The organism is Nocardioides sp. NPDC004968 (assembly GCF_040608935.1).
Taxonomy (GTDB): Bacteria; Actinomycetota; Actinomycetes; order Propionibacteriales; family Nocardioidaceae; genus Nocardioides.
In genome coordinates this window covers 1-26,320 of the sequence record NZ_JBEXJF010000029.1, presented here as the reverse complement: position 1 = coordinate 26,320, position 26,320 = coordinate 1, and the positions used below count along the sequence as shown (strand labels likewise).

General features: G+C 67.7%; 27 protein-coding genes and 2 tRNA genes. 9 read left to right on the top strand and 20 right to left on the bottom strand.

What is annotated here, in order from left to right; translation table 11 throughout:
- Positions 1 to 511: 511 nt before the first annotated feature.
- The 10 genes from ABZU72_RS21645 to ABZU72_RS21600 all read right to left on the bottom strand — a co-directional run bounded on the left by ABZU72_RS21645 (position 512) and on the right by ABZU72_RS21600 (position 8,094).
- The gene (locus tag ABZU72_RS21645) at positions 512 to 1,792 is read right to left on the bottom strand and encodes a tyrosine-type recombinase/integrase (RefSeq protein ID WP_355020866.1); all 1,281 of its coding nucleotides are present in this window, start codon (positions 1,790 to 1,792) and stop codon (positions 512 to 514) included.
- A complete protein-coding gene (locus ABZU72_RS21640) occupies positions 1,789 to 2,127 on the bottom strand; it encodes a helix-turn-helix domain-containing protein (protein ID WP_355020865.1) in 339 nt (112 codons plus the stop codon). The genes ABZU72_RS21645 and ABZU72_RS21640 overlap by 4 nt, the downstream gene beginning before the upstream one ends.
- Positions 2,128 to 2,213: 86 nt before the next feature.
- Positions 2,214 to 2,289 (bottom strand) — tRNA-Ala (locus tag ABZU72_RS21635).
- Positions 2,290 to 2,343: 54 nt separating this feature from the next.
- Positions 2,344 to 3,183: a hypothetical protein gene (locus ABZU72_RS21630; protein ID WP_355020864.1), complete on the bottom strand. Its 840-nt coding sequence runs from the start codon at positions 3,181 to 3,183 to the stop codon at positions 2,344 to 2,346.
- A 100-nt stretch (positions 3,184 to 3,283) separates the two neighbouring features.
- The gene (locus tag ABZU72_RS21625) at positions 3,284 to 3,883 is read right to left on the bottom strand and encodes a GNAT family protein (RefSeq protein WP_350836541.1); all 600 of its coding nucleotides are present in this window, start codon (positions 3,881 to 3,883) and stop codon (positions 3,284 to 3,286) included.
- Positions 3,880 to 4,359 (bottom strand): MogA/MoaB family molybdenum cofactor biosynthesis protein, encoded by a 480-nt coding sequence (locus ABZU72_RS21620; protein ID WP_355020863.1) that lies wholly within the window; start codon positions 4,357 to 4,359, stop codon positions 3,880 to 3,882. The genes ABZU72_RS21625 and ABZU72_RS21620 overlap by 4 nt, the downstream gene beginning before the upstream one ends.
- Positions 4,356 to 4,841 (bottom strand): cyclic pyranopterin monophosphate synthase MoaC, encoded by a 486-nt coding sequence (gene moaC / locus ABZU72_RS21615; RefSeq protein WP_355020862.1) that lies wholly within the window; start codon positions 4,839 to 4,841, stop codon positions 4,356 to 4,358. The genes ABZU72_RS21620 and moaC overlap by 4 nt, the downstream gene beginning before the upstream one ends.
- Positions 4,841 to 6,049: a gephyrin-like molybdotransferase Glp gene (gene glp / locus ABZU72_RS21610; RefSeq protein ID WP_355020861.1), complete on the bottom strand. Its 1,209-nt coding sequence runs from the start codon at positions 6,047 to 6,049 to the stop codon at positions 4,841 to 4,843. Before glp ends, moaC begins: the two co-directional genes overlap by 1 nt.
- 10 nt (positions 6,050 to 6,059) lie before the next feature.
- Entirely contained in the window at positions 6,060 to 6,650 is a 591-nt protein-coding gene (locus tag ABZU72_RS21605; RefSeq protein ID WP_355020860.1) for a hypothetical protein, read from the bottom strand.
- Between the two features lie 67 nt (positions 6,651 to 6,717).
- Positions 6,718 to 8,094 (bottom strand): UTP--glucose-1-phosphate uridylyltransferase, encoded by a 1,377-nt coding sequence (locus ABZU72_RS21600; RefSeq protein WP_355020859.1) that lies wholly within the window; start codon positions 8,092 to 8,094, stop codon positions 6,718 to 6,720.
- A 23-nt stretch (positions 8,095 to 8,117) separates the two neighbouring features.
- On the opposite strand from ABZU72_RS21600, the gene ABZU72_RS21595 reads away from it, so the two are divergent.
- The 4 genes from ABZU72_RS21595 to ABZU72_RS21580 all read left to right on the top strand — a co-directional run bounded on the left by ABZU72_RS21595 (position 8,118) and on the right by ABZU72_RS21580 (position 10,247).
- Positions 8,118 to 8,735: a 5-formyltetrahydrofolate cyclo-ligase gene (locus ABZU72_RS21595; RefSeq protein WP_355020858.1), complete on the top strand. Its 618-nt coding sequence runs from the start codon at positions 8,118 to 8,120 to the stop codon at positions 8,733 to 8,735.
- Between the two features lie 59 nt (positions 8,736 to 8,794).
- Positions 8,795 to 9,064, top strand: a complete 270-nt coding sequence (locus ABZU72_RS21590; RefSeq protein ID WP_355020857.1) for an FmdB family zinc ribbon protein — start codon at positions 8,795 to 8,797, stop codon at positions 9,062 to 9,064.
- Between the two features lie 102 nt (positions 9,065 to 9,166).
- On the top strand, positions 9,167 to 9,826 hold the full coding sequence (locus ABZU72_RS21585) for an SAF domain-containing protein (protein WP_355020856.1): 660 nt from the start codon (positions 9,167 to 9,169) through the stop codon (positions 9,824 to 9,826).
- Positions 9,827 to 9,893: 67 nt separating this feature from the next.
- A complete protein-coding gene (locus tag ABZU72_RS21580; RefSeq protein ID WP_355020855.1) occupies positions 9,894 to 10,247 on the top strand; it encodes an MscL family protein in 354 nt (117 codons plus the stop codon).
- Between the two features lie 23 nt (positions 10,248 to 10,270).
- Here the strand turns inward: ABZU72_RS21580 and ABZU72_RS21575 are convergent, their stop codons facing one another.
- Together ABZU72_RS21575 and ABZU72_RS21570 are read right to left on the bottom strand one after the other, a co-directional pair.
- Positions 10,271 to 10,483: a hypothetical protein gene (locus ABZU72_RS21575; RefSeq protein ID WP_355020854.1), complete on the bottom strand. Its 213-nt coding sequence runs from the start codon at positions 10,481 to 10,483 to the stop codon at positions 10,271 to 10,273.
- The gene (locus ABZU72_RS21570; RefSeq protein WP_355020853.1) at positions 10,483 to 12,198 is read right to left on the bottom strand and encodes an LCP family protein; all 1,716 of its coding nucleotides are present in this window, start codon (positions 12,196 to 12,198) and stop codon (positions 10,483 to 10,485) included. Before ABZU72_RS21570 ends, ABZU72_RS21575 begins: the two co-directional genes overlap by 1 nt.
- 560 nt (positions 12,199 to 12,758) lie before the next feature.
- Here ABZU72_RS21570 and ABZU72_RS21565 point away from each other — a divergent pair.
- Positions 12,759 to 12,834, top strand: a tRNA-Arg gene (locus ABZU72_RS21565).
- 15 nt (positions 12,835 to 12,849) lie between these two features.
- Here the strand turns inward: ABZU72_RS21565 and ABZU72_RS21560 are convergent.
- Positions 12,850 to 14,040 (bottom strand): saccharopine dehydrogenase NADP-binding domain-containing protein, encoded by a 1,191-nt coding sequence (locus ABZU72_RS21560; RefSeq protein WP_355020852.1) that lies wholly within the window; start codon positions 14,038 to 14,040, stop codon positions 12,850 to 12,852.
- A 176-nt stretch (positions 14,041 to 14,216) separates the two neighbouring features.
- On the opposite strand from ABZU72_RS21560, the gene ABZU72_RS21555 reads away from it, so the two are divergent.
- Genes ABZU72_RS21555 through ABZU72_RS21545 form a run of 3 tightly spaced genes read left to right on the top strand, consistent with a single transcriptional unit; the run spans position 14,217 to position 16,160 of the window.
- Positions 14,217 to 14,978 (top strand): response regulator transcription factor, encoded by a 762-nt coding sequence (locus tag ABZU72_RS21555; RefSeq protein WP_355020851.1) that lies wholly within the window; start codon positions 14,217 to 14,219, stop codon positions 14,976 to 14,978.
- 31 nt (positions 14,979 to 15,009) lie between these two features.
- On the top strand, positions 15,010 to 15,279 hold the full coding sequence (locus tag ABZU72_RS21550) for a DUF2277 domain-containing protein (RefSeq protein WP_355020850.1): 270 nt from the start codon (positions 15,010 to 15,012) through the stop codon (positions 15,277 to 15,279).
- Between the two features lie 44 nt (positions 15,280 to 15,323).
- The gene (locus tag ABZU72_RS21545; protein ID WP_355020849.1) at positions 15,324 to 16,160 is read left to right on the top strand and encodes a Sir2 family NAD-dependent protein deacetylase; all 837 of its coding nucleotides are present in this window, start codon (positions 15,324 to 15,326) and stop codon (positions 16,158 to 16,160) included.
- Here ABZU72_RS21545 and ABZU72_RS21540 read toward each other — a convergent pair.
- The 7 genes from ABZU72_RS21540 to ABZU72_RS21510 all read right to left on the bottom strand — a co-directional run bounded on the left by ABZU72_RS21540 (position 16,146) and on the right by ABZU72_RS21510 (position 24,327).
- Entirely contained in the window at positions 16,146 to 16,412 is a 267-nt protein-coding gene (locus tag ABZU72_RS21540; RefSeq protein ID WP_091042652.1) for a hypothetical protein, read from the bottom strand. The genes ABZU72_RS21545 and ABZU72_RS21540 overlap by 15 nt on opposite strands.
- 241 nt (positions 16,413 to 16,653) lie before the next feature.
- On the bottom strand, positions 16,654 to 17,340 hold the full coding sequence (locus ABZU72_RS21535) for a metal-dependent transcriptional regulator (RefSeq protein ID WP_141802577.1): 687 nt from the start codon (positions 17,338 to 17,340) through the stop codon (positions 16,654 to 16,656).
- Positions 17,341 to 17,441: 101 nt separating this feature from the next.
- Positions 17,442 to 17,942, bottom strand: a complete 501-nt coding sequence (locus ABZU72_RS21530) for a MarR family winged helix-turn-helix transcriptional regulator (RefSeq protein ID WP_355020848.1) — start codon at positions 17,940 to 17,942, stop codon at positions 17,442 to 17,444.
- A complete protein-coding gene (locus ABZU72_RS21525) occupies positions 17,939 to 19,564 on the bottom strand; it encodes an MDR family MFS transporter (protein ID WP_355020847.1) in 1,626 nt (541 codons plus the stop codon). The genes ABZU72_RS21530 and ABZU72_RS21525 overlap by 4 nt, the downstream gene beginning before the upstream one ends.
- Before the next feature lie 336 nt (positions 19,565 to 19,900).
- A complete protein-coding gene (locus ABZU72_RS21520; RefSeq protein ID WP_355020846.1) occupies positions 19,901 to 21,892 on the bottom strand; it encodes an ABC transporter ATP-binding protein in 1,992 nt (663 codons plus the stop codon).
- A complete protein-coding gene (locus ABZU72_RS21515) occupies positions 21,889 to 23,637 on the bottom strand; it encodes an ABC transporter ATP-binding protein (protein ID WP_355020845.1) in 1,749 nt (582 codons plus the stop codon). Before ABZU72_RS21515 ends, ABZU72_RS21520 begins: the two co-directional genes overlap by 4 nt.
- Positions 23,638 to 24,327 (bottom strand): helix-turn-helix domain-containing protein, encoded by a 690-nt coding sequence (locus ABZU72_RS21510; protein ID WP_355020844.1) that lies wholly within the window; start codon positions 24,325 to 24,327, stop codon positions 23,638 to 23,640.
- Positions 24,328 to 24,477: 150 nt separating this feature from the next.
- Between ABZU72_RS21510 and ABZU72_RS21505 the strand changes: the two genes are divergently transcribed.
- On the top strand, positions 24,478 to 26,190 hold the full coding sequence (locus ABZU72_RS21505; RefSeq protein ID WP_355020843.1) for a S8 family serine peptidase: 1,713 nt from the start codon (positions 24,478 to 24,480) through the stop codon (positions 26,188 to 26,190).
- The last annotated feature ends 130 nt before the right edge of the window (positions 26,191 to 26,320 follow it).

The window sequence follows — 26,320 nt, the reverse complement described above, 5'->3', positions numbered from 1 at the left end:
TTCTAAATCACGGCAGGAACCCCCTGCTGTTGGGGGGTGGAGAGCGTAGTCACCCTTCAGCAAGCGGGACTGGCAATGGAGGAGTCCCCTCATCCCAGGACGAGGTTGTCGACGGCGCTGAGCGTCGCGGGCCTGGACGATCATCGTGGTTTCCGCGGGATGGGGGCCGCCGACCATCTTGGGCAGTTGGCCAGAAGAAGGCTGTTGGCAGCGATCTGCCACAGCCACTTTTCCGATGACTTCAGGGGAGCATGCGTCTGACCTGCAAGGACGCAGCTTGCTCCCCCATTCACTTCCTCGCGAGTTCTGCCTGGAGGTAAGCACTTGGGTAGCCGCCACTGTCGATCATTGGACACGTGAAACAGTCGCAGCCACGGCGGCCTGGTGTGGGAGCGTGCGACGGCGTTGCCGTCGGCGCTGATCCGGACTTCCCGGAGAGCACGGCTCCGGTGACTCACCGGAACCGCATCTAGCACCCAGGGCGTCCGGCCAGGCATCCCAAGCCGACAGCCTACGCTGCGTCATCGCCTTCGTCGTCTGCAGCGGTGTCGATCGCATCGAGGATCGCCTCCTCCACCTCGTCCGCCACGACAGCTAAGTAGGTGGCATCGGGCTGATCTGCCCGCAGGGTGCTCTGCAAATAGCCAGTCGGGGTTCGATCGATGGTCTTCTCAGGCTCGATGTAGTGCCCCTCGGTGACGATGGCAGAGGTGTGTCCGAGGAAGGCGGCAGCGGCGTCCTTGCCCATCGATCGTGCGACGACCGTGGCGACCGTACGGCGATACCACCGTGGGCTGATCCCGCTGTCCTCGAGGCCCGCTAGGACCAGAAACTCACGAAATGTCCGACGCACGTTGTGGGGGCTGAGCGGCTTGCCGGCGCGGTTCACGAAGACGGTCCGGGTGTCGTGGCGGCGCATGCCCTTCAGCCGGCGGCGCAGTACGACGGCTGCGAACTCGGGCACCGGGACGTGGCGAGCCGAGGCATGGGTCTTGGGGTGTGGCTGGCGGATGGTGCCCTTGCCCCGGCGTTGAACGACGGTTCCGCAGACGTGGATGACCATGCCGTTCTTGCCGTCGATGACGTCGCATGGGCGGATGGCGAGCACTTCGCCCGGCCGCATCCCGGTGCCGGCGAGGATCTCGATGATGTCTCGGACCTGACCGTCCGGCTTGGGACCAGGCACACCGTTGTCGGTACGCCAGCTCGCCGCGGCCGCTCGGATGGCTGCGATCTGCTCGAGGGTGAGCGCCTGCGGTGCGCCTTTCGGGCGGACCAGTGGCGATGTGCCCTCCACGGGATTGCGGGAGATGGCGTCATGTCGCAGCGCGTAGCCGAAGAGCAGGTTCAGGATCGTGCGGCATTTGCTCGCCTGTGAGTAGGAGACGGCGTGTTGGGCCTTGAGAAACCACTCCACTCGACCGGTGGTGATCTCGGCGAGGTTGAAGTTCTCGAACGCTGGTCGGACGTGGAGCCGGAGCATGTCCTGATACACCTCGCGGGTGCCATCCGTCAGGTCTCGGACGTCTAGGTCGGCGAGCCAGAGATCCGCCAGCGTTGTGAAGCTGCTGGTGCGGCTGAGCTGGCCGTGGCGGTCCATGCCGTCGCGCTCGGCGATCCGCTCCTTGAGCAGGACCTTGGCCGCGGAGGACGAGCTTCCAGTGGCAGTCGCTTGGCGTAGCTTGCCGTCCTGGTCGCGTACCCAGGTGTTGGCCACGTGCTTGCGCCCGCGCATCGACATCCAGATCTCGCCATGCTGGCCGATCGGGGTCCGGGGTCGCCCGCCACTCATGCCGGCTCCCTCCCGCCATGTTCGGGGGCCGGGTGCCGTTTGGCATCGGCGGCTTCCAGCCGCGCCAGCCATGCGTCGACCTCCGTGAGCCGGAAGCGGAGCTCACGACCGACTCGGAAGCCGCGTGGTCCGCGTCCCTGGCTGCGCAGGTCGTACATGGTCTGCACGGGCACGTGGAGATGTGCCGCGAGCTCGGAGAGCGAGAGCACGGCCGAGAGGACGGCCTGCTCGTCGTCGTTGTGGATGAGACTCAGGTGTGTGCTGCTGGTGTCCATGCACTCCAGGTGCACGAGCGCCACCGAGCGCGGACCAGAAGGTCCGAGCGAACCCCGCATCGAACGCGGAGTGTTGAGTTTCTGTTGAGTCGGCACGGTTTCCCCGTCAGATCGGGATACCGAACGTGCCGCTGATCAGTAAATCTTGGTGGAGCTGAGGGGATTCGAACCCCTGGCCTTCTCATTGCGAACGAGACGCGCTACCAACTGCGCCACAGCCCCAAGCGATGAGAAACGTTAGCATCTCGTCGCGGGTGTTACCCAATCAGTATGGCCTCAGGAGCCCGTGGCGCGACCGCGGGCAGCCTCGGCGGCCTCGGCCGCTGCACGCTCGGCCTCCTCGGCCTGGCGGACCAGCTCGGAGTCGGCTGCGTTGCGACCCGAGCTCCACACGCCAGTGGCGTCCAGATCGATGGTGCGGACTGTGCGGCGCGGCGCGGCCTCCTTGGAGACGTACGTCGGCAGCGGTGTCTCCACCGGCTTCCAGGATCCCGCGGGGAGGTGCTCGCCAGTGTCGTCGTGCTCGACGACGGCGACCAGATCGCCGGTGTCCTGGTCGATGTCGAAGGTGACCCGGGGCGGGGCGACCGGCTCGGGCTCGGGGAGGTCCTCGGGGAACGGGATCCGCGCCCAGACCTCACGCTGATGGCGCACGCTGAGCCGGCAGGTGACGAGCCAGGCGACGACCAGCGCGCCCGGGATCGCGATCCACACGGGCCCGAAGACACCGAAGCCGGCGAGCGCGCCGACCACGGCGAGACCGAGGACGAGCACACCGAGCACGATGCTGCGGCGCTTGGCCGCGGCGCTAGCCGCGCGGCGGCGTACGGCCATCGGGACGGGTCGCGGAGCACGCCCTTGATCGGGCTCAGCCGGGATCGCCTCAGCCTCAGCCTCCGCCTCCGGCTTCTTCGGCGACTTCTCGGTCACCAGATCGGTGGAGTCCTTGCCGGTGGCTTCTCGCCGTGCGAGGATCCGGCGGGACTTGGAGATGGCGGCGCTGGCCCGGCTCTTGGTCCCGTCCTCGGCCGTCGCTGTCTGTTCGAGCATCTTGGGCACCAAGTACACCGCCCACGCCACGGCGAGGGCGACGAAGATGAGTGCGCTCGGGTCCACGTTAAGAAGCGTAGGAGCCATTACCAGCCCGTAGGCGGACGTGCAGTGGTGTGTCGCGTGTGACTTGTGTGATTTCAGAAGGACACGCCGAGTCAATGCCTCATTCAGGTGACAAACCGAGCCTGGCCAGCATTCCTTGGTGACATTCTTCAACCGTTATCGCGAAGATACGGTGATCTCGCCAGGCACCGTCGATATGCAGAAATCGGGGCGCATATCCGATCTCGTTGATGCCCAGTTTCTCCACGACGCGGAGCGAGTTGGAGTTCTCCGGGCGGATGCAGATCTCGATCCGATGCAGCCGCGCGGCGGTGAAACAGTGGTCGATGACCAGCGCCACCGCCAGCGGCATCACGCCGCGTCCGGCGAAGCGCTGGTCGATCCAGTAGCCGATCGAGGCGAACTGTGCGGAGCCGCGCACGATGTTGTTGACCGTGACCTGACCAGCGAAAACACCGTCGACATCGATCGCGAACGGATAGGTCACGCCACGCTTGGCCTGACGCCTAAGACGACGTACGAGGCTCGCGAACGTCGTGGGCCGCGCGCTGGATCCCGGTGGGACGGTCGCGTCCCACTGGTGCAGCCAGGCCGCCGAGCGGCGGCGCGCCTCGGTCCATGCCTTGGCGTCGGTGCGGTCGAGCGGGCGTAGAGTCACCGCGCCGTGAGAGAGGACGGCGGGCCAGCCGGGATCGGTCACTGATGGTCGCTTCCTACACTCTGCTCCACGGCGTGGGGCAGCACCGGACGAAGGATCTCGATCGCATCCTTCACGCCGCCCCGGGACCCGGGAAGGTTCACCACCACACACGCTCCGATCTGACCGGCCAGACCGCGGGACAGTAGCGCCGTCGGGATCCCCTTGGCCACTCCGGCCGCGCGGATGCCCTCGGCGATGCCGGGGATCTCACGATCGAGCAGCGGGCGGGTGACCTCGGGGGTGCGGTCGGTGGGGGTCAGCCCCGTGCCGCCGGTGGTCAGGACGACCCGCGCTCCCTCCTCGGCCGCCCGGGCGATGGCCTCGCCGACCGGGTCTCCGTCGCGTACGACCTCGGGAGGGCCGACCACGAAACCGAGCTCTTTTAGAAAGGCGACCAGGAGGGGTCCGGTGGTGTCCTCATAGACGCCTGCCGAGGCGCGGTTGGAGGCGACGACGACGGTCGCTTTGAGGCTCATCGCTGGCTCTGCCCGATTTCCCAGGTGCCCGACTTTCCGCCGGTCTTTTTCTCGACCCGGATATCGGTGATGACCGCCCCCTTGTCGACGGCCTTGATCATGTCCACGACGGTGAGTCCGGCGACCGCGACCGCGGTCAGCGCCTCCATCTCGACACCGGTGCGGTCGGTGGTCTTCACGGTCGCGGTGATCTCGACAGCGTCATCGGCGACGCTCAGCTCGACCTTGACGCCCGAGACCGCCAGCGGGTGGCACAGCGGGATCAGATCGGGGGTCTTCTTGGCGCCCATGATCCCCGCGATGCGGGCGACAGCAAGCGCGTCCCCCTTGGGTACGCCCTCGCCGCGAAGCAGCTCGACGACCTCGGGTGCGACCAGCACCCGCCCGGACGCGGTCGCGGTACGAGCCGTGACCGCCTTCTCGGAGACGTCGACCATCCGGGCCGCGCCGGTCTCATCGACGTGGGTCAACCTGTCAGCCATCAGAACTCCACGTCCAGCTCGATCACGTCCACCTCGGCGTCCTTGTCCAGCGAGGTCGTCTCCGGCGGAATGACGATCAGACAGTTGGCGCCGGCGAGGTCCCCGATCAGGTGGGACCCGGGCCCGCCGATCGGCGAGACACCGGCACGGGAGCCGTCGTACCAGCCGCGGAGGTACTGCTCCTTGCCCTTCGGGGAGCGCACCGCGTGGGTCAGGGCGGCGCGGCGTACGGGCCTGGCCTCGGGGGTCATGCCCATCAGCCGGCGCAGCGCCGGGAGCACGAAGAGCTCGAAGGAGACGAACGAGGAGACCGGGTTGCCGGGGAGGCACAGGACCGGCACCCGCTCCTCGCCGATCCGGCCGAAGCCCTGCGGCTTGCCCGGCTGCATGCTCACCGGGCCGAACCAGACCCCCTCCGGCGTCAGCGCCTCCTTGACCACGTCGTAGTCGCCCATCGAGACGCCGCCGGAGGTCACCACCAGGTCGGCACGGACGAGCTGGTCGGAGAGCGCGGTCATGAACGCCCGCGGCTCGTCGGGCACGATCCCGACACGGTAGGCGATCGCGCCGGCACGGCGAGCGGCGGCGGCCAGCAGGAAGGAGTTGCCGTCGTAGATCGAGTCGTGGCCCAGGGTCTCGCCGGGCTCGCGCAGCTCGGTGCCGGTCGAGAGCACCACGACCCGGGGGCGCGGGCGCACCGCCACCTGCGCGCGGCCCACGGAGGCGATCAGGCCCAGATGGCGAGGGCCGAGCACCGTGCCCGCGGGGATGAGCAGATCGCCCTTGGCGACATCCTCCCCCGCGTAGCGGACGTGCTGAGCCTCCTCCGGCGTCTGCCGGATCTCGACCTCGGCGACGCCTCGGTCGGTCCACTCGTACGGCACGACCGTGTCGGCACCCGTCGGCAGCGGAGCGCCCGTCATGATCTTCGCCGCCGCGGCCGGCGGGAGCGCCAGCAGCGAGGCCTGCCCGGCACCGATCTCACCGAGCACCGGCAACCGCGCCGGAGCCTCGGCCGAAGCGGTCGCGACATCGGCGTAGCGGACCGCGTAGCCGTCCATCGAGGAGTTGTCGAAGCCCGGGAGGGCCACCTCGGCATGGATGTCCTCCGCCACCGCCAGCCCGAGGCAGTCCATCAAGGGCTGCGGGTAGGCCGGCATCGGCTCGAGGTCGTCGAGAATGCGCTGGCGATATTCGTGGGGTGTCACCCCGGAAACACTAGTCGCCCGCAGCGCCGTTCTGCGTGGTCGCCTGCGCTCGGCGGGCACGGAAGTCTCGAACGTACGGCAGCAGACCACAGGCGAGGAGGAAGACGGCTCCGAAGATCGGGGTGACGGTGCCCTGGACCGGAGTCAGACTCAAGCCCTTGGGCACCGTCTCGGGGTAGTCGCTGGTCGGTAGCTCTCGCCCGTCGATCCGGACCTCGATGATCCGACCGCGCCAGAGGGTCGCGGCGACCGGCATGCCGTAGGTCAGTCCCTCGATGTCCTCGCGGTCGAACTTCTCGACGGCACGGACGAAACCGGGGCTACCGTCCGGATCCAGCCTGGTGTCGCGGAGGTCGATCGAGTACCAGCTGCGGCCGCGATATCCCTCGTGATACTCGGAGCCGACGAACTCGAACTCGCCTTTCCACGTGCACGCGGCCGGCTTCGTCGGCTGGCTGTCACACGCCGGAGCCGAACGCAACGACTCCATCTCGGCTGCGGCCTCGCCATCGGGATCACCCGGGACAAAGGCCCCCACCGCGGTGATCACCACAGCGAGCAGGCCCATGACGATCAACGCCACGAGTCGTACGCTCTTCACGCCGGAAAGATCGCACAGGGCCGGGTCGCCCCGCAGAGCAACCCGACGCTTGTGGATCAGCCGTTGGTCAGTCGGACAGGACGGTGGCGGGCGCGACGCGTTCGGCGTCGGCGCCGTCGAGCGAGACCGCCCCGACGACCTGGACGCCCTTGCCGAAGGTCCAGTCGCCGTTGACGGTGAGCGAGGCCGCCTTGCGCAGCGACGGAGCGCCCTCAGGGAAGCGCTCGTCGAAGTTCGCGACGTACTTGTAGTAGTCGCCGTCCAGGTCGATGAACGGCACCACGTCGGCGACCTGGTCGAGCACGAAGTTGTCGCCGATGTCGTAGACGTCGGAGCGGAGGACCAGGAGGTCGTTGGTCGTCTTGACCGGGACGAACCGGTCGCGACCGACCTCGATCAGCTGCGAGCCCTCGAAGACCTCGATCGCGGCGCCCATGGCGGTCTCGATCTGGACGACCTTAGGGGTCTTCGGGTCGGCGGGATCGACGGTCTTCTCGTTGCGGATCAGCGGCAGGCCGAGGATGCCGTCGCGCTCGGAGAGGACCTTCTTGAGCGCCTTCAGGTCGAACCAGATGTTGTTGGTCGAGCAGTACTTGTGGCGGTTGAGGTCCTGCAGCGCCACCTTGTCCTCGTCCAGCGTCTGCGCGGTCTCACGCAGGATCAGGCGGCCGTCGGACTTGCGGCGCGCGAAGTGACCGCCCTTGCGGTCGCTCGGCGTGCGGCGTACGGCCTCGATGGCGAAGGGGGCACCGGACTTGGCGAACCAGCCGGCGACCTTCTCGTCGGGGACGGCGCCGAGGTTGTCGGAGTTGGAGACGAAGACGCGCTCGTAGCCCTGCTCGATGAGCAGGTCGAGGAGCCCGGTGTCGAGCAGGGCGGTGTAGATGTCGCCGTGGCCCGGCGGGCACCACTCGAGCTCGGGGTCCTTGGGCCACTCGACCGGGGTCAGATTGTCGACGAGCAGGCGCGGCTCACGGTTCTGCAGGAACTCCAGCGGCAGGCCCTCGACCGGCAGGTCCTGGTAGCGCTCGAGCGCGGCCAGGCTGTCCTCGGAGGTGCGGAAGGAGTTCATCAGCAGCAGCGGGAGACGTACGTCGTACTTCTCGCGCATGTGCAGGATCTGGCGGGCGATCACGTCCAGGAAGCTCAGACCCTTGCGCACGCACAGCAGCGACTTGGCACGGTCCATGCCCATCGAGGTGCCGAGGCCGCCGTTGAGCTTGATCACCGCGGTGGTCGAGATGGCGGCGTGCGCCTCCTCGTCGGTGACCACGGCGTCGCTGATCGACGGGATGTCGACCGGCTCGATGGTCTCCTCCGGGATCATCCCGGTCTCACCGTGCTCGAGCTGGCGGTAGTAATGTGCGAATGTCTGCACCGCGACGTCGTCCACGCCGGCATCGCGCATCTTCGCCATTGCCTTGGCCAAACCTGGGCTACCCATAGAGGAAAGCCTAGGCTGTCGTTGTGTCGGGTTCACACACCCCTCCGGGTTCTGATAGTCCAGCCCCCGCTGACTTCGTGGGGCGCAAGACTGCCTTACGCGACCAGTTGCTGACTAGCCGGGGGCGCATCGGGCTCCCTCGGTTGGGTTCGCTCGCGCGCGCCCTGTCGCAGGTGGTCACTGATATTCCAGACGTACGCAGCGCCGGAACGGTTGCGCTCTACGTCTCGATAGGCACCGAACCGGGCACCGGACCTCTGATCGACGAGCTGGACGCGGCCGGCAAACGCATCCTGCTGCCCTGTCTGCTGCCGGACAACGATTTGGACTGGGCCGCGTACGACGGAGAGCTGGTACGGGCGCCTCGGGGGCTGCTGGAGCCCGGCGGGGAGCGGTTGGGCGTCTCCGCGATCGCCGGCGCTGACGTCGTTCTCGTCCCCGGCCTGGCCGTCGACTCGCGTGGGCGTCGGATGGGGCGTGGCGGCGGATCCTACGACCGTGTGCTGTCTCGGGTGCCGGCCGGAACCTTCACCTGCGCACTTCTCTATCCATGGGAGATCGGCGTCTCGGTGCCGGTCGAGGCGCACGACCGGGCGGTCGGAGCTGCGGCGAGCGCGGAGGGAATGCAGCGCTTCTCCTAGGCGTTCGCTAATATTGGCAGTCGCGCCCGTCGAGTGCCAGATTCTGTTCTAGGAGAAACGTGCCCACCTATCAGTACGCCTGCACCGAGTGCGGCCACGCCTTCGACCAGTTCCAGAGCTTCAGCGACGCCTCGCTGACCGAGTGCCCCGAGTGCGGCGGCAAGCTGCGCAAGGTCTTCAGCGCCGCCGGCGTCGTCTTCAAGGGCTCGGGCTTCTACCGCACCGACTCCCGCTCCGGGTCCTCCTCGTCGACGTCCTCCACGTCCTCGACGACGTCGTCCTCGAGCACCTCCTCCCCGGCGCAGGCCGCCTCCAGCTCCTCGGACTGAGACCCACCCGCGGCGTCGGGTTATCCACAAGGTCATCCACAACCTGATCTGGGCTGTGGATAGCGAGATGCGGGAATCGCGCGGGCGACTTAGCGTGCCCGCATGTTCACTCGAATCACGTCCTTCTCCCGCCGCGTACGCCGCGGAGTCCTCGCCCATCGACGCCTGCTGGCGTTCCTGCTGACCGCATCGGCGGTCGCGATCGGGTTCTCGGCCACCCGGCCGGACCCACCCGACACCTCGACGATGGCGGTCGCCTCCCGAGATCTGCCGGTCGGCACGGTCCTCACCGCCGCCGACCTCACCGACGTCTCGACCGACCCCGCCAACATCCCTGCCGACCTCGCCGAAGCGCCGCTCGGAGAGCGCCTCGCAGCGCCCTTGCGGCGTGGCGAGCCCGTCACCGACGTACGTCTCGTCGGTCCGAAGCTGACCGAGGGACACCCCGACCTGGTGGCCGTCCCGGTCCGGCTCCCCGACGCCGAGATGGCCGGGCTGCTCCACGTCGGCGACACCGTCGACCTCTACGCCACCGACCCCGCCACCGCCGAGACCGCCCTGGTCACCACCGACACGCTGATCCTCAGCCTCCCTCAAGCCGCGGAGCCGAGCCGCGATGATTCCATGGCACAAGGAAAGACCGACGGGTTTGGCGTCACGAACACTTCGGCCGGGCGTCTGGTCATCGTCGGAGTCGCCGAGGACAGCGTCGAGGACGTCACATCAGCAGGGGTGGGTGGCTACCTCACCTTCGCGTACTGACGGCCAACGCACGCCACATCCGGGGTCTCCTTCACCTCACACAATGAGCAACAGGAGAAAGCAACACATGAACGGTTTCAAGAAGTTCCTGCTCCAGGGCGACCTGATCAAACTAGCGGTCGCGTTCATCATGGGTGCCGCGTTCGCCTCGGTGGTGACCGCGACGGTCGACGTGATCATGGACCTGATCGGCAAGGTCGGCGGCACGCCCGACTTCTCGAACTACGAGCCGGGCGGCGTCAGCCTCGGCGCATGGCTGACCGCGGTTATCGCCTTCCTCATCATGGCCGCGGTGGTCTACTTCATGATCGTCAAGCCCTACACCGCCGCCAAGGAGCGCTTCTTCCCGGAACCCGAGCCGGGCGAGACCGAGATCGACATCCTCAAGCAGATCCGCGACCGCCTCAGCGCCGCCCGCTGACCCGTTCGCACCCAGGTGCCGTCTCACCCACCGTGGTGAGGCGGCACCTGCGATTTCAGCCATCGATCCGACGCCGACTCCTCCGACTCCGCCGACGAGTCCCGCTCGTCGCTGGTCGTCTCGGGAAGTACGTCACCGAAGATCCGCGCCAGCCTCTGCTTGCGCTTCCACTCCGGCTCCTCCGGCTCCGCCGGTTCGTCCGGCGCTTCCGGTTCGGACGAGGTGTCCTCAGCCATCAGCACAGACCCGCACGCTCGCGCTCAGCCTTAGCCTGCTCGGCGATCGCGGCGAGCTCCTCCTCGGTCGCTCCACTGCTGGCATTGCCCGACGCGTCGCCCGAGGAGTCACCCGAGGACGCATCGTCGGAGGGCTCCGAACCAGCGGTCTCGCCGTCGGTGCCTTCGCCGGAGCCTTCGGGCTTCTTCTTGTCCTTATCGCCCGCGGCCTGCCCCGCATCAAGCGAGCCCGCCGCGATCTTCTTGGTCAACGGCTTGTCGTTCGCGATGGCCCGCCAGACGTTCTTGGCCTTCTCGTCATCGAGGACGACTCGGTTCTCGTTCTGGGGGTCCGTCGCCACGGGGATGGTGAGGAACTTGATGTTCTCCATCCCAATGCTCTGGAAGCCAGCACCGATCTTGGCCATCGTGTCGAGGTTGTCCTTGAGGCCTTCGTCCATCGTCAGGCCCTTGGTCGCGGCGTTCAGGAAGCCGAGTACCTTCGTCGGGCTCGACAAGGTGTCACCAGAGAGCAGCTTCGCCGCCATCGAGCCGATGAACGCCTGCTGGCGCTTCGCCCGCAACAAGTCGCTTCCGTCACCGAAGACGTGGCGCATGCGGACGTACTGAAGCGCTTCCTTGCCGTTCAGCGTCGAGGGGCCGGCCTTGAACTTGGCGCCTGTGTAGCTGTCCTCCACAGCCTCCGGAAGACACACGTCGACGCCGTCGATGGCGTCGACCATCCCCTTAAAGCTTCCGAAGTCGACCACGACGAGATGATTGATGGTGATGTCGCACTTCTCACCGCACATCTCAGAAGCCACTGACTCCACCTGTTCAACGGTGCAGGTCGGACCTCCGGTCTCGTACGCAGCGTTCCACTGCACATAGTCCGCTGGGGCGGTCTTCCCGTCCTCCGTCTTGCACGAAGGCCGGTTGACCATCGTGTCGCGCGGGATGGAGACGCCGTAGGCGAACTTACGGTTCGCCGAAAGGTGCAACAGGATGGTGGTGTCCGAGCCGCCACCGCTCTCGCCGTCCAGGCCACACCCCTTGCAGTCGCGGCTGTCCGAACCCATCACGAGGATGTTGATCGGTTCCTTCGGGCCGACGTCAGCAGCCGCCTCGCCGAGGCTGACGGTGCTGATGTTCGACCGCAGGCTGCGGTAGGTGTAGACGGTGAACAGGCCGACGAGCAGCGCCAGCACGAGCAGGGTCGAGCTGAGCACCTGCCACACGCTGACCCGCGGCTTGTCGCGCTCCTCGCGCTCGTCGTCCGGGTAGGGGGCGTACGGCTCCTGGTAGCCACCCTCGGGCGGGTAGTCGTCGTAGGACTCGTCGTCATAGCCCGATGCGTACGCAGCGCCCCGGCGCCCCGGGGCGGGATAGGCCTCGTGGCGGGCCTCGTGCAGCTCATCGCGCGAGGACGTACGCCCTCGGGGCCGGTCGGCCGGGTCAGGCCGGGGCGCGACAGCGGTCGCGCCAGGGTCGTTCCAGTCGAACTCGCGCGCGGCCGGCGGGGCGAGCTGCTGGTCGGGGACCTGGGGGGTGGGAGGGGCGGGGTGAGGATCCTGGCGATACCACTCCGGCGCCGGCGCGATCGCGGTCTCCTCGACGGAGGGTACGGGGGCCGGCGGCGCGGGTATTCGGCGTCCAGGGCGCGGAGTCTCGCGCAACGGAGGGGCCACGGCCGTCGCGTCGGGGTCCCACTCCTGAGGGGCTGGAGGGGCAGGCATCGGCGACGGCCCAGGGGTCCCCCGGCCCATCGCCTGCAAGCGCTCGGCGCGGGTCGGCTCCTGCCGCACCGGTTCTGCGTGCAGCGGCTCGACGGCGGGAGGCTCGGGTTGAGCCGGCTCCTGGCGGGCCGGACGCGCAGCCCGACGGCCACCACCCGACGATCCCGATCCGGGCCCGGGAGGCGGCGGCGACACGAAGTCGGACTGCGGACGCGCAGCTCGCCGGCCACCCCCCGGCTCCGCCGACGGCTGGTCGGTCGGTACGTCGGCGACCCGAGCACCACGGCCGGAATGAGTCCCCCCAGACTCGTTGCTCTCAGGCTCGTCGGCGCCGTACATCCACTCGAATCCGGACACGCCGGAGCCTGAATCCGCACCCCCACGTCGGGGAGGCATGGAGGAGTCAGGCATAGATCACCGTCATTCGTCGCTTGTCATTGGGGGGATTCGGGTTGAGTCGACGGTGACTCAACCTACGCGAGGGCCCCAAGTTTGGCCCCTCACCGCATCGAACCCCAAACCGTAGTATCACCTGCCACCATGGCAAGATATTCGCGAATGCCCCAGTAGCTCAGTGGATAGAGCAGCCGCCTCCTAAGCGAAAGGTCGCAAGTTCGACTCTTGCCTGGGGCACCAGTGCCAGATATTTCCCTATGCCACCGCGACCTGTGACGCGTCGATGACCTCGAACCGGATCCCCGCGACCTGGAGCCGATCGAGGAGCGCATCGCCCATCGCGACCGCGGTGGTCACAGAACCGGACGTCTCGGGCAGCGTGTCGAAGGCCAGGCAGAGCGCCGACTCGGCGAGCATCTTCGCCGTCTCGGTGTAGCCGGGGTCGCCTCCGGAGACCTTGGTGTGGATCTTCCGGCCCCCGGACTCGGCGACGAAGTCGACGGTGAACCACGACTTCTCGCGGCGGCCCTCGGAGGGCCCGGTGCCCTGCTTGACCCGATCACCCAGCTTGGCCCGCAGCGGCGGCACCTGCATCGCGAGGGCGAGGGCACCGACGCCGACCGCGCCGCCGACGGCGTACCTCAGAGTCTTGGTTCCGGCGAAGTGCGAGTAGGTGAACGCGGGGCCATAGGCCTCAAGGGCCCGGCCGGAGCGCGCGACGATGAACGGGTCGATGGTCGGCAGCGGCAGCAGCCAGTAGCCCAGTTCACGGTCGCGGCCCAACGAAGGCTTCGCCGGTCGAGACGTACGCCCCTTCGGCCGCTCCTCGAGCGCACGGCGCTCGCGCGACGCGGCCGCCATCTCCCGGGGCCGCGACATCTGCCCCAGCGCGGAGTGGAAGGTGCCGCCGGAGAAGGTGGCGTTGGAGCGGACGACGCCCTTCATCGTCAGCGGCCCGGTGATCTCCCCGCCGGCGGCGAGCTCGCGCACCGTGAAGAAGGCACCGAGGTCGTGCGGGATCGAGTCGAACCCGCAGGCGTGCACGATCCTGGCACCGTTGGCGCGGGCGGTGGCGTCGTACATCACGAACATCCGGTCGACGAACTCGGGTTCTCCGGTCAGGTCGACGTAGTCGGTGCCGGCCTCGGCGCAGGCCTTGACCAGCGGCTCGCCGTACTCCAGGTAGGGCCCGACCGTGGTGATCACGACGCGAGCACGTGCCGCGAGCGCAGCCAGCGACGAGGAATCGTGCACGTCGGCCTGGATGAGCTCGACGCCAGGAGAGTCGAGCGAGTCACGGACGGCCTCGAGCCGCGACAGGGAGCGGCCGGCGAGCGCCCATCGCAGTCCCTCGGGCGCGTGCTCGGCGAGATATCCGGCCACCAGACCGCCCGTGAATCCGGTCGCGCCGAACAGGACGATGTCGAGATCGCGAGGAGACGTCATAACCGCTACCTTTCCAGAAGCAACGAAATCCGAGACGGCACGGGTCTCTCAGTGATCAAATGTTGCATCAATAGGGATACTCTTGAGCGGTTTCTTTCGGTGAATCAGCATTTGAGTGAACGACCAGGCACCATCCCCAACCACGAGATGAGTGAGACGAGCCTGTGGGCGACGCGGTGATCAGCGTTCTGCTGGCCGACGGTCACGACGTTGTGCGTGTCGGCGTGCGTACGGTCCTGCTGCCCGAATCGGACATCGAAGTCGTGGGTGAGGCCCGCACCGCCGCCGAGGCACGACCGCTGATCGCGACGCTCCGTCCTGACGTACTCATCCTCGACGCCCACCTGCCCGACGCCTCCGGGGTGGCGCTGTGCCGCGAGGCGCTCGCGATGAAGAGCGACATCCGCTGCATGATCCTGGCCACCGACGCCGACGACGAGGTGATGAGCCAGGCGATCATGGCCGGGGCGGCCGGTTACGTGCTCAAGCAGATCGAGGCGACGAGCCTGGTCTCCGGCGTACGCCTGGTGGCCAGCGGCCACACCCTCTTCGACCCCGAGGCGGCCGCCAAGGTGGTCCACAACGTCGAGGAGCGCCGCCGGATGCACGAGGTGGTCGCCGACCTGACTCCGCAGCAGCGCCGGATCCTGGTCCTGCTCGCCGAGGGCATCTCCAACCGGCAGATCGCCGACCGTCTGGTGCTGGCGGAGAAGACCGTGAAGAACCACATCACCGGTCTGCTCGCCAAGCTCGGCGTCAGCCACCGCACCCAGGCCGCTCTGATGGCGAGCCAGCTCCTCGAGGACGGCGTCGTGCCGCGACCGGCTCCTCCGGCCGATGACGTGAGGCAGGCCAAGGGCGCCGCGCCCAACGGCGGGCCGATGCCACCGCATCCGCGCGGCCAGGCCCCCTCCCACACCCCTGGCCGATCGCGCTGACCGTCGCCTGGATCCAGGTACCGTGGATGGCATGTGCCGCAACATCCGCCCGCTCCACAACTTCGAGCCGCCCGCCACCAACGACGAGGTGGCCGCTGCCGCCCTGCAGTTCGTACGCAAGGTGAGCGGCACGACCAAGCCTTCGGCCGCCAACCAAGAGGCCTTCGACCACGCCGTCGCCGAGATCGCCCACATCACCCGGCATCTCCTCGACGATCTGGTCACCAACGCCCCCAAGAAGAACCGTGAGGCCGAGGCCGCGAAGCGCAAGGCTCGCGCCGAGGGCAGGTACGCCTCGTGACCCTCGCCCCGGGGGCGATATCCGAAGATTCGTACGCGGCAGCCATGGCCCTCCTGCAGGCCCGGCGCCTCGTGGTGCTGACCGGGGCCGGCGTCTCGACCGACTCGGGCATCCCCGACTACCGCAGCCCGGGCAGCCCGTCCCGGCAGCCGATGACGTACCAGCAGTTCATCTCTGGCCCGCAGGAGCGGCAGCGCTACTGGGCTCGCAGCCACCTCGGCTGGCGGCGGATGGGCAGCGCGGTGCCGAACGCCGGCCATCGCGCCCTGGCCGCGATCGATCCCGAGCTGCTGATCACCCAGAACGTCGACGGTCTGCACGAGCAGGCGGCACCCGAGCTCGCCAGCGGCGGCCGGATCGTGACGCTGCACGGGCGGGTGTCCGATGTGATCTGCCTGTCTTGCCGCACGCTGAGCCCGCGCCGCGACCTTCAGGAGCGGATGGAGGCGCTCAACGCGGGTTGGGCCGATGCGCACGCGGACGTCGAGTCCCGGCCTGACGGTGACGTCGCGCTCGAGGAGACGCAGGACTTCGTCGTGCCCGACTGCGAGATCTGCGGTGGCATCCTCAAGCCTGACGTCGTCTTCTTCGGCGAGAACGTGCCCAAGGACCGGGTCGCCCGGTGCATGGCGGCGGTCGACGCGCTGGCGGAACCAGGCCTCGAACTCCGCGACGAGCGGCAGGGGAAGGGCGTGCTGCTCGTCGCGGGCTCGAGTCTGGCGGTGATGAGTGGCTATCGGTTCGTGCGCCGGGCGGCGAAGGCCGGGATCCCGGTCGTCATCGTCAACCGCGGCGCCACCAGGGGCGATGGGGACGCTGCGTACAAGCTGGAGGTCGGGACCAGCGAGTTCCTCACCACCTTGGCGTCACGCAGAGCGTGATTGGGGCAGGTCGGCCATGCGGCCGGCGGCCTCGTCGACGGAGAGTCTGGCACCGATGAAGAAGTGGTAGACCGGGCCTTCGTCGATCAGCAGAACCTTGGCGCTGTGGTAGTCGCCACCGAGGTCGGTGAGCACGATCTCCTCGCCGCGCTCGAGGTGACGGGTCAGGCCGGTGTCGGTGTGGTGGACGGCGACTGGGCGGAACGTCTCATCCAGCTCGCGGCCGCGAGCGGGCAGATGAACGACCTCCATAGAGCTCTCCCCTCCGGAGACCCCCGCAAGTCTCGACATGACAACTGCTGAAGCCCACATCGACAATCGGGCTTCCAGCAGGCCTTGCACGTCAAACATAAGCATCTATGACGTAATCGGTCCAGAGTGATGTGCCAGATTCTGCCGACGTCGAGAGAATTTCACCCGCGGTTACAAAAGTGGGCGCAGCGTTGCCACATCGAAGACGACTCGTGGAGCCGACCAGCGACGCATCTGCGGGTCAGAGGGCCTTTACGAAGATATGGTCCGCGGCCTCGGGGATGATCTCCGCGGTCTCCCCACCGGAACCGAGCATGACCCCGTCGGGGGTCGCCTTGATGGCGACGGTCTGGTCCGGGGTCGCACCGACCCGGCGCAGGGCGCTCATCAGCGACTCGTCCTTCTGCATCTCCTCGGAGATGCGACGCACCAGGACGGTGGCGCGCTCGGAGCTCGCCGCAGCCGTGAGCGACTGGACGCCGGCCATGAAGTCCTCGTCGGCGGGCTTGCCGCCGAGCTCGTCGAGACCGGGGATCGGGTTGCCGTAGGGCGACTCGGTCGGGTCGCCGAGCAGGTCGAGCAGTCGCTTCTCGACGGTGTCGGACATGACGTGCTCCCAGCGGCAGGCCTCCTCGTGCACGAGCTCCCAGTCGAGACCGATGACGTCGGTGAGCAGCCGCTCCGCGAGGCGGTGCTTGCGCATCACCCGGGTGGCCAGGCGAAGGCCCTCGTCGGTGAGCTGCAGGTGGCGGTCACCCTCGACGGTGAGCAGCCCGTCGCGCTCCATCCGGGCGACGGTCTGGGAGACCGTGGGGCCGGACTGGTGCAGACGCTCTGCGATACGGGCGCGCAGCGGAACGATTCCCTCTTCGACCAGCTCGTAGATCGTGCGGAGGTACATCTCGGTGGTATCGATGAGATCGCTCACGGGCTAATCCTACATCCTTGAATCAGTCAGAAAAACCGAACCCAGCAGGGTGTGTCCCGAACGACGTCGGCCTGCAGGAGAGATCATCACGGCGCGATCCCCTAGGAGCCCTGGCGTTCTAGGGCTTCGTTGTATCTGGAAAGCATAGCGCTGAGCCGGTCGATCTCGTCCGGACTCCAGTCGGCCAGCCGGTCGTTGAAACGTACGCGACGCTCCCGGGCCACCCGCTCGAGCCCCTCACGGGCCTCGGCGGTCAGCGAGACCAGGCTGGCCCGCCCGTCCTCGGGGTCGGGATGGCGCTCGAGGAGGCCCAGGTCGATCATGGCCTGCACCATCCGGCTGACCGCTCCCTTGTCGATGCCGAGTCCGTCGACCAGCGCGGAGGCGCGTACGGGGCCACGCTCGGCGATCCAGGTCAGCATCATGTAGCCGCCGGGCGGCAGATCCGGGTGGAGCATCCGGCCGCGTGCCTTCATCGCCCGCTTGGCCCTCCACACGAGCACACCGACCTCGGACTCGAGCCGGCTGAGCGACTCACCGCGAGGGCCGTCCTCGAACTGCTCGCCCTGGGCGGCTTTGTCCATGGCTGTCATCCCTGTCATCTCCGGCCCGCTCCTCCCGCCTCGAGCTCCGCGGCGACCTCAGGAGCGATCTCTTCGTCGGCGAGGTCCTCGATCGTAGTCTTGAGCGGAACCTCCTTGATACCCAGGATCGCAACCAGCGCGATGACCGCGCACGGGATGGCCACCAGGAAGAGATCGGCGGTGGCGACGGCGAAGGCGTGCTCGTAGAGGGCCTGCACCGCGCTCGGCATGCTCGCCGGATCGGCGAGCCCGCTGCCCTGCAGGCTCTGCAGCTCTTCGGGGGTCACCTTTCCGCTGGCCACCAGCTCCGGGATGCCGTCGGTGATGACGTCCTCGACCCGGTGGGAGAGCACGGCGCCGAGCGCGGCGATGCCCATCGAGCCGCCCATCGACCGGAAGAACGCGACGACCGAGGAGCCGGCACCCATGTCCTTGTTGTCGAGGTTGTTCTGCACCGCGAGGACGAGGTTCTGGTTGGTGGCACCGACGCCGAGACCGAGAACGGCCATGAAGGCGCCCACCAGGGCCAGGTTGGTGTGCTCGTCGATCGTGCTGAGCAGATAGAGCCCGATCGGCAGCATGATGCCGCCGAAGATCAGGTAGCGCTTCCAGCGTCCGGTAGAGCTGATCAGGCGCCCGGTGATCATCCCGGCACTGGAGAGTCCGAGCACCATGCAGATCGACATCAGGCCGGCGTGGGTCGGCGTCATCCCGCGAGCGGTCTGGAAGTACTGCTGCAGGTAGACAGTCGCGCCGAACATCCCGGCACCGACGAAGAACGAGGCGAGGGTGGAGAGGACCATCGTGCGGTCGCGGAAGAGGCGCAGCGGGATGATCGGCTCCTTGGCGAACCTGCCCTCGACCAGGATCGCGAGGGCCAGCACGACGACGCTGCCGGCGACCAGGGCGTACGACATCAGCGAGGTCCACGCGAAGGAGTCGCCGCCCAGGGTGACCCAGATCAGCAGCGTCGAGACGCCGGCGACCAGCAGGAACGCGCCGAGGTAGTCGATGCTGACCTCGCGGCGTACGTGCGGGAGGTGCAGGGTCTTCTGGAGCAGGATGAAGGCGACCACCGCGAACGGCACGCCGACATAGAAGACGCCGGGCCAGCCCAGCGGGGAGTCGACGACCACGCCGCCGACGAGCGGCCCGATGACCGTGGCCAGGGCGAAGACCGCGCCGATGTAACCCGAGTAGCGACCGCGCTCACGCGGGGAGACGATCGTCGCGATGATCACCTGGATCAATGCGATGATGCCGCCCATGCCGAGGCCGGCGATGACCCGGCCGGTGATGATCACCGGCATCGACGGCGCCAGACCACAGATCGCCGATCCGACGATGAACAGGCCGAGCGCGGCTTGGACCAGCACCTTCTTGTTGTAGAGGTCGGCGAGCTTGCCCCAGATCGGCATCGTCGCGGTCATCGCCAGCATGCTCGAGACGACGATCCAGGTGTAGCCACTCTGGGTGCCGCCGAGGTCGGTGACGATCCGCGGCAGGGCGTTGGCGACCGACGTACCGGACAGCATGGCGACGAAGAGCGCCATCAGAAGGCCGGAGAGGACCTCCATGATCTGGCGGTGGGTCATCTGCGGTGCCGCGATGGCCTGCGAGGACTGCTGGGACTCTGACAAGTGGGACTCGGCTCTCACGCGAATTGGTTGAACATTGACAACCAATGTACGTCGGATTAGTTGCTAAACGCAACTTGTCGCCGGTCCGGCTGATCCCAACAATGCAGAAAACGGGGCGACCCGCAGGCGGGCCTGGTGGCCAACCCGGTGGATGAGTCCGGTACGCCTGCGGGTCGGGTGGCTGCTGTTGGATTGCCAGCCCCATCCCTTGTCGGGGAAGCTGCTAGCGAGCAGCCACCTCACGCATCCAATCGTTCTTCATCTGATCGGATCACCTCCTTTCCCGTGTGGCTCTACGGTAGGCGCCGGGCCATAACGGGATCAAAGGGTTATTTCTCAAGCCGGCTCCTCGACGAGGGCGTGGCTGAACTGCGACTGGTAGAGCTCGGCGTACGCACCCTTCGCCTCCAGCAGCTCGGCATGGTTGCCCTGCTCGACGATCGCGCCGTCGCGCATGACCAGGATCAGGTCGGCGTCGCGGATCGTGGAGAGCCGGTGGGCGATCACGAAGGATGTACGGTCCGAGCGCAGTGCCGCCATGGCGTGCTGCAGGAGCAGCTCGGTGCGGGTGTCGACCGAGGAGGTCGCCTCGTCGAGGATCAGCAGCGACGGCTCGGCGAGGAAGGCCCTCGCGATGGTGATCAGCTGCCGCTCGCCCGCCGAGAGGTTGCCGCCCTCGTCGGTGATCAGGGTGTCGTAGCCATCCGGCAGCGAGTGCACGAACCTGTCGACGTACGTCGCCCGGGCCGCCTCGAGGAGGTCCTCCTCGGTCGCGTCCGGCCGGCCGTAGCGGATGTTGTCGCGGATCGTACCTTCGAAGAGCCAGGTGTCCTGGAGCACCATGCCCGTGCGTTCACGCAGGTCGGAACGGGGAATCGAGGCGATGTCGACGCCGTCGAGGGTGATCTGCCCGGCATCGAGCTCGTAGAACCTCATGATCAGGTTGACCAGGGTGGTCTTGCCGGCACCGGTGGGGCCGACGATCGCGACGGTCTGCCCGGGGCAGGCCACCAGGGACAGGTCCTCGATGAGCGGCCGGTCCTTGTCGTAGGAGAAGCTCACGTGCTCGAACCGGACCTCGCCGGCCCCGGCGCCGTTCCGGGGAGCGCCGACATCGGGCGTCTGCTCCTCTGCGTCGAGCAGCTCGAAGACCCGCTCGGCCGAGGCGACGCCCGACTGGAGCAGGTTCATCATCGAGGCGAGGGTGGTGATGGGTTGGGTGAACTGACGCGAGTACTGGATGAAGGCCTGCAGCTCACCGAGGCTCAGGGCTCCACTGGCGACCCGGAGGGACCCGACGACGCAGACCACCACGAACATCAGGTTGCCGACGAACATCATCAACGGCATCAGGATCCCGCTGATGAACTGTGCCTTGAAGGATGCGGCGAAGAGCTTGTCGTTCTCCTCGGCGAAGGTCTTCTCGACCTCCTCCTGACGCCCGAAGACCTTGACCAGGTCGTGGCCGGAGAAGGTCTCTTCGATGTGGCCGTTGAGCTTCCCGGTGTGCCGCCACTGGGCCACGAACTGGCCCTGCGACCGCTTCATCACCGCGCTGGTCACCACCAGCGAGACCGGCACCGCGAGCAGCGCGATCAGGGCCAGCATCGGGCTGATCCAGAACATCATGAACAAGACCGTGACCAGCGTGAACAGAGCGGTCAGCACCTGGCTGAAGGTCTGCTGCAGAGTCTGGCTGATGTTGTCGATGTCGTTGGTGACGCGGCTGAGCAGCTCGCCTCGCGGCTGCTTGTCGAAGTAGGACAGCGGGACGCTGTGGACCTTCTTCTCGACGTCCTCGCGCAGGCCCTTCACGGTGCCCTGGACGACCGAGTTGAGGATCCAGCCCTGCACGAAGGAGAGCAGGGAGGCGACGAGGTAGACGGCGAGCACCACCAGCAGCGCGCTGCGCAGGGCGTCGAAGTCGACGCCCTGGCCCGGGGTGACGTACTCCATCCCGGAGAGCATGTCCGCGAGCTTGTCGTCGCCCTGGGCACGCAGACCCTCGACGGCCTCCTCCTGGGTGACCCCCGCCGGCAGCTCCCTGGAGAAGACACCGCCGAAGATGATGTTGGTGGCCTTGCCCAGCAGCCACGGACCCAGCGACATCAGGGTGACGCTGATCGCGGCCAGGCCGATGGTGGCGTAGGCGTGGACCTTGTAGGGCGCCATCCGGCGCAGCAGCCGCTTGGCCGAGGGGACGAAGTTCATCGCCTTGTCCCCCACCGCGCCGCCTGCGCCCATCGGGCCGGGGCCGCCCTGGGGACGTACGATCCGCTCGGTCTTCTTCATCTGGCCATCTGTCTGGCTGGTGTTCTGGTCGCTCATGCTGCCGCCTCCTCTGCACTGAGCTGGGAGGAGACGATCTCCTGATAGGTGGCGTTGCCGGCGAGGAGCTCCTCGTGGGTGCCCTCGCCGACGATGGCGCCGTCCTCGAGCACGAGGATCTTGTCGGCGTCGCGGATGGTGGAGACCCGCTGGGCGACCACGACGACCGTGGAGTTGCGGGTCTCGGGGGCGAGCGCCGCGCGGAGGCGGGCGTCGGTGGCGACGTCGAGCGCGGAGAACGAGTCGTCGAAGAGATAGATGTCGGGCCTCCTCACCAGCGCCCGGGCGATGGCCAGACGTTGCCGCTGACCACCGGAGACGTTGGTGCCGCCCTGGTCGATCTCGGCGTCGAGGCCGGTGCCGTCCTCGGGGGCCATCCGCTCCACGAAGTCACGCGCCTGGGCGACCTCGAGGGCATGCCAGAGCTCCTCGTCGGTGGCGTCCGGCTTGCCGTGGAGCAGGTTGGAGCGGACGGTGCCGGTGAAGAGGAACGCCTTTTGCGGCACCAGCCCGAGGGAGCTGCGCAGGGTGGCCGGGTCGAGGTCGCGTACGTCGATCCCACCCACGCGGACGACACCTGCGGTCGCGTCGAAGAGCCGCGGGATGAGGCCGAGGAGGGTCGTCTTGCCTGCGCCGGTGGAGCCGATGATCGCGACGGTCTGCCCGGGCCGGGCCTCGAAGGTGAGGTCGTGGAGGACGGGGTGGTCCGCGCCGGGGTAGGTGAAGCCGGCTCCGCTCAGGTCGACGTACCCGTGCCGGGAGATCTCCGTGACGCCTGCCGCCGGCGGGGTCACGCTGGTCTCGGTGTCGAGGACCTCGGCGATCCGGTCGGCGCAGACGGCGGCGCGCGGGACCTGCATGAGCATGAAGGTGCCCATCATGATCGACATCAGGATCTGCATCAGGTACTGCAGGAAGGCGGTCAGCGGGCCGACCTGCATCAACCCGTTGTCGACCCGGATGCCGCCGAACCAGATCACCGCGACGCTGGCGACGTTGATGACCAGCATCATCAGCGGGAACATCGTCGACATCCAGCGCCCGGCCCGCAGCGCGACGTCGGTGAGCTCGTCGTTGGCCTTCGCGAAGCGCTCGGTCTCCTGACGCTCGCGTACGAACGCCCGGATCACTCGGATGCCGGTGATCTGCTCGCGCAGGATGCGGTTGACCGCGTCGATGCGCTCCTGCACCTTGCGGAAGTTGGGGACCATGCCGCGTACGACCACGGTCATGGAGATGAGCAGCACGGGGATGACGACCGCGAGCAGCCAGGAGAGCCCGGCGTCCACACGGATCGCCATCGCGACGCCGCCGACCATCATCATCGGCACCATCACCGCGAGCGTGCAGGTGAGCACGGCGAGCATCTGGACCTGCTGGACGTCGTTCGTGGTCCGGGTGATCAGCGACGGGGCGCCGAAGCGGCCGACTTCGCGAGCGCTGAACGAGCCGACCTTCGCGAAGATCGCCGCTCGCAGGTCGCGACCGAAGCTCATCGAGCTGCGTGCGGCGAAGTAGACGCTGACGATCGAGGCGAGGATCTGCACGAACGCGACGCCGAGCATGATCGCGCCGATCCTCATGATGTAACCGGTGTCGCCCTCGGCCACGCCCTTGTCGATGATGTCGGCGTTCAGGCTGGGCAGCAGCATGAAGGCCGACGTCGAGATGAGCTGCAGGATCGCGATGACGACCAGGAATCGCTTGTACGGGAGCAGGTAGTCCCGCAGGAGTCGGAGAAGCATTCAGGGGGTCTCTCTGGTCAGGCTGTGCTCGATGGGACTGTGCTCGATGAGAATGCCGCCGAGCAGCACGTCGATGACGTCTCCGCTGCTCAACGGCTGGTTCGTTCGGTTCAGACCAGGGAGCCAGGCCCCGATCGTGAGGCTGCGCAGCACCAGCGCGGCCTTGCGCGGCGGCAGCCGCAGCTCGTCCACGTGCGGCTCGAAGACGAGCCGGGTCAGGTTGTCGACGAGGGCCTTGTTGGCATCGATGATGAACTTCGGGGGTCCGTGCTGCTGACGTACGTCTTCGGGGTCTGGCTGCTCGAGCACGGCCGAGCGCACCGCCATCATCACGAGGAGGTTGCGCTGCGAGGATGCCGCGAGCAGGTCGATGACCGCACGGAGCTTGTCCTCGATCTCGGCCTTGCCCTCCACGACCTCCGTGATCGACTCGTCCGCTCGGACCGGGTCGAAGATGTTCTCGGCCACGGCCCGGTAGAGCTCCCGCTTGTCGCGGAAGTGTCTGAAGATCGTGCCTTCGGCGACTCCGGCCGCCTCGGCGATGAGCCTGGTCGTTGTCGCCGTGCCGTGCTCGATCAGCAGTGTCTCGGTCGCCGCGATGATCGCGGCGCGCCGGTCGGCGGCGGGAATCGGCTTGGCCCGCGTACGTCGTTCGTCCACGTCGACCAGGGTAAGTGAGTGAGCACTCACTCACAAACCTAATTATGGGTCAGTGCTCCTGCCAAACCCTGTTCGACCAGATGCGGACTAGGGCATGCTGGGCCCACTGTCGGGCCGACAAGGGCCATGACAGCGGTGGTCCCGACAATCTCGACCACCGAATCCAGGAATGGAGACAGCATGCGTAGGTTGTTGACAGGCGCGGCCGCAGTCGCGCTGGGGGTCACCGGCACCCTCGTCATGGCGAACTCGGGAAACGCCACCTCTGACCAGGAGGTCCGCTATGTCGTGGCATATGCCGAGGGATCCTCGGCCGCCAGCGCCCGTGCCGCGGTGAAGGCCGCGGGGGGCGAGATCGTCTCGGAGAACAGTGCCATCGGAGTCGCGACGGTGACCGCTGGTGAGGGATTCGCCGAGGCGGCCAACGCCTCGAAGGCCCTCGTCGGCGCGGCCCAGGACAGGATCGTGGGCGCCACGACTCCTGACGCGGCCAGCAAGGCCCGCAAGCAGGAGGTGTCGAAGGTCGAGACCGAGTTCCGCAGCGGCACCAAGGGCACCGGGCCCAAGGCGCCGAAGCCCAAGGGGTCCACGGAGCCGCTCTCCGGTCTGCAGTGGGACATGAAGCAGATCGACGCCGCGGCGGCCAACAAGACCGAGCGCGGCAAGGGTGTCCGCGTCGGCATCCTGGACACCGGTGTCGACGGTTCGCACCCCGACATCGCACCCAACTTCGACGCGAGGCTGAGCCGCAACTTCACCACCGACATCCCGGTCGACGCCAACGGCGCCGTGGTCGACGGTCCGTGTGAGGACGAGCCCGACGCGTCGTGCAGCGACGCGGCCGACGTCGACGAGAACGGCCACGGCACCCACGTCGCCTCGACCATCGCCTCGCCGGTCAACGGCGTCGGCATCTCCGGCGTCGCCCCGCAGGCCGACATCGTCAACCTGCGCGCCGGCCAGGACTCCGGCTACTTCTTCCTGCAGCCGTCGGTCGACGCGCTGACCTACGCCGGCCGCAACGGCATCGACGTGGTCAACATGAGCTACTACGTCGACCCGTGGCTGTTCAACTGCACCAGCCACCCGGCCGACTCCGCCGCGGACCAGGCTGAGCAGGCCACGATCATCACCGCGATGCAGCGTGCCCTCGACTACGCCCGCGCCCGTGGCGTCACCCTCGTCGCGGCCGCCGGCAACCAGGCGATCGACTACACCAAGCCGCAGACCGACGCGAGCAGCCCCGACTACGCCAGCGAGCCCGGCGAGGCCGCGTACGTCCGTGACCTGCTCGACCCGGAGTCGTGCGTCTCGATGCCCACCGAGGGCAACGGGGTCATCGCGGTCAGCTCCACCGGTCCGTCCGAGCGCAAGTCCTACTACTCCAGCTACGGCGACGGCTTCGTCGACGTCGCGGCGCCTGGTGGGGATGCGTACGACACTGCGGACGGCACGCGCGACTTCGCCGCGACCATCCTGGCCGCCTACCCGTACGACCTGGGTGTGGCCGAGGGCGCGATCGACCCTGCCACCGGCGAGGTCCTGGTGCCGTGGGCCGTCGCGGACTGCTCCAGCGGTGAGTGCTCCTACTACCAGTACCTGCAGGGCACCTCGATGGCCTCCCCGCACGCTGCTGGTGTGGCCGCGCTGATCGTCGGCGAGTACGGCAGCCGCGACTTCTCCGGCAAGACCCTCTCGCCCAAGAAGGTCGAGAAGATCCTGCTGAAGTCGGCCACCGACAAGGCCTGCCCCGTCCCGGCGGACTTCACCTACGTACGCCACCTGCCCAACGGCACGACGGCGACCTCCACCCACACCTGTGAGGGTGGCAAGGCCCCGAACGGCTTCTACGGCAGCGGCATCGTCGACGCCAAGGCGGCGGTCGGTCGCTGAGCTGCTGCAGGGATACCCGGTTAACCGGGTATCCCTGCACTTCTCTGGCATTGCAACACCTGAGAAGTGCAGGTTTCACCGGTTAACCGGGGATTCCTACCAAGGGCCCGGATGCTCAACCCGAGCATCC

Bases quoted from the DNA above. Each gene is read 5' to 3' on its own strand.
- ABZU72_RS21645 (WP_355020866.1), bottom strand. From the start codon at position 1,792: ATGAGTGGCGGGCGACCCCGGACCCCGATCGGCCAGCATGGCGAGATC.
- ABZU72_RS21640 (WP_355020865.1), bottom strand. From the start codon at position 2,127: ATGCGGGGTTCGCTCGGACCTTCTGGTCCGCGCTCGGTGGCGCTCGTG.
- ABZU72_RS21620 (WP_355020863.1), bottom strand. From the start codon at position 4,359: ATGAGCCTCAAAGCGACCGTCGTCGTCGCCTCCAACCGCGCCTCGGCA.
- moaC (WP_355020862.1), bottom strand. From the start codon at position 4,841: ATGGCTGACAGGTTGACCCACGTCGATGAGACCGGCGCGGCCCGGATG.
- ABZU72_RS21600 (WP_355020859.1), bottom strand. From the start codon at position 8,094: ATGGGTAGCCCAGGTTTGGCCAAGGCAATGGCGAAGATGCGCGATGCC.
- ABZU72_RS21585 (WP_355020856.1), top strand. From the start codon at position 9,167: ATGTTCACTCGAATCACGTCCTTCTCCCGCCGCGTACGCCGCGGAGTC.
- ABZU72_RS21580 (WP_355020855.1), top strand. From the start codon at position 9,894: ATGAACGGTTTCAAGAAGTTCCTGCTCCAGGGCGACCTGATCAAACTA.
- ABZU72_RS21575 (WP_355020854.1), bottom strand. From the start codon at position 10,483: ATGGCTGAGGACACCTCGTCCGAACCGGAAGCGCCGGACGAACCGGCG.
- ABZU72_RS21570 (WP_355020853.1), bottom strand. From the start codon at position 12,198: ATGCCTGCCCCTCCAGCCCCTCAGGAGTGGGACCCCGACGCGACGGCC.
- ABZU72_RS21560 (WP_355020852.1), bottom strand. From the start codon at position 14,040: ATGACGTCTCCTCGCGATCTCGACATCGTCCTGTTCGGCGCGACCGGA.
- ABZU72_RS21550 (WP_355020850.1), top strand. From the start codon at position 15,010: ATGTGCCGCAACATCCGCCCGCTCCACAACTTCGAGCCGCCCGCCACC.
- ABZU72_RS21545 (WP_355020849.1), top strand. From the start codon at position 15,324: ATGGCCCTCCTGCAGGCCCGGCGCCTCGTGGTGCTGACCGGGGCCGGC.
- ABZU72_RS21540 (WP_091042652.1), bottom strand. From the start codon at position 16,412: ATGGAGGTCGTTCATCTGCCCGCTCGCGGCCGCGAGCTGGATGAGACG.
- ABZU72_RS21530 (WP_355020848.1), bottom strand. From the start codon at position 17,942: ATGACAGGGATGACAGCCATGGACAAAGCCGCCCAGGGCGAGCAGTTC.
- ABZU72_RS21520 (WP_355020846.1), bottom strand. From the start codon at position 21,892: ATGAGCGACCAGAACACCAGCCAGACAGATGGCCAGATGAAGAAGACC.
- ABZU72_RS21515 (WP_355020845.1), bottom strand. From the start codon at position 23,637: ATGCTTCTCCGACTCCTGCGGGACTACCTGCTCCCGTACAAGCGATTC.
- ABZU72_RS21505 (WP_355020843.1), top strand. From the start codon at position 24,478: ATGCGTAGGTTGTTGACAGGCGCGGCCGCAGTCGCGCTGGGGGTCACC.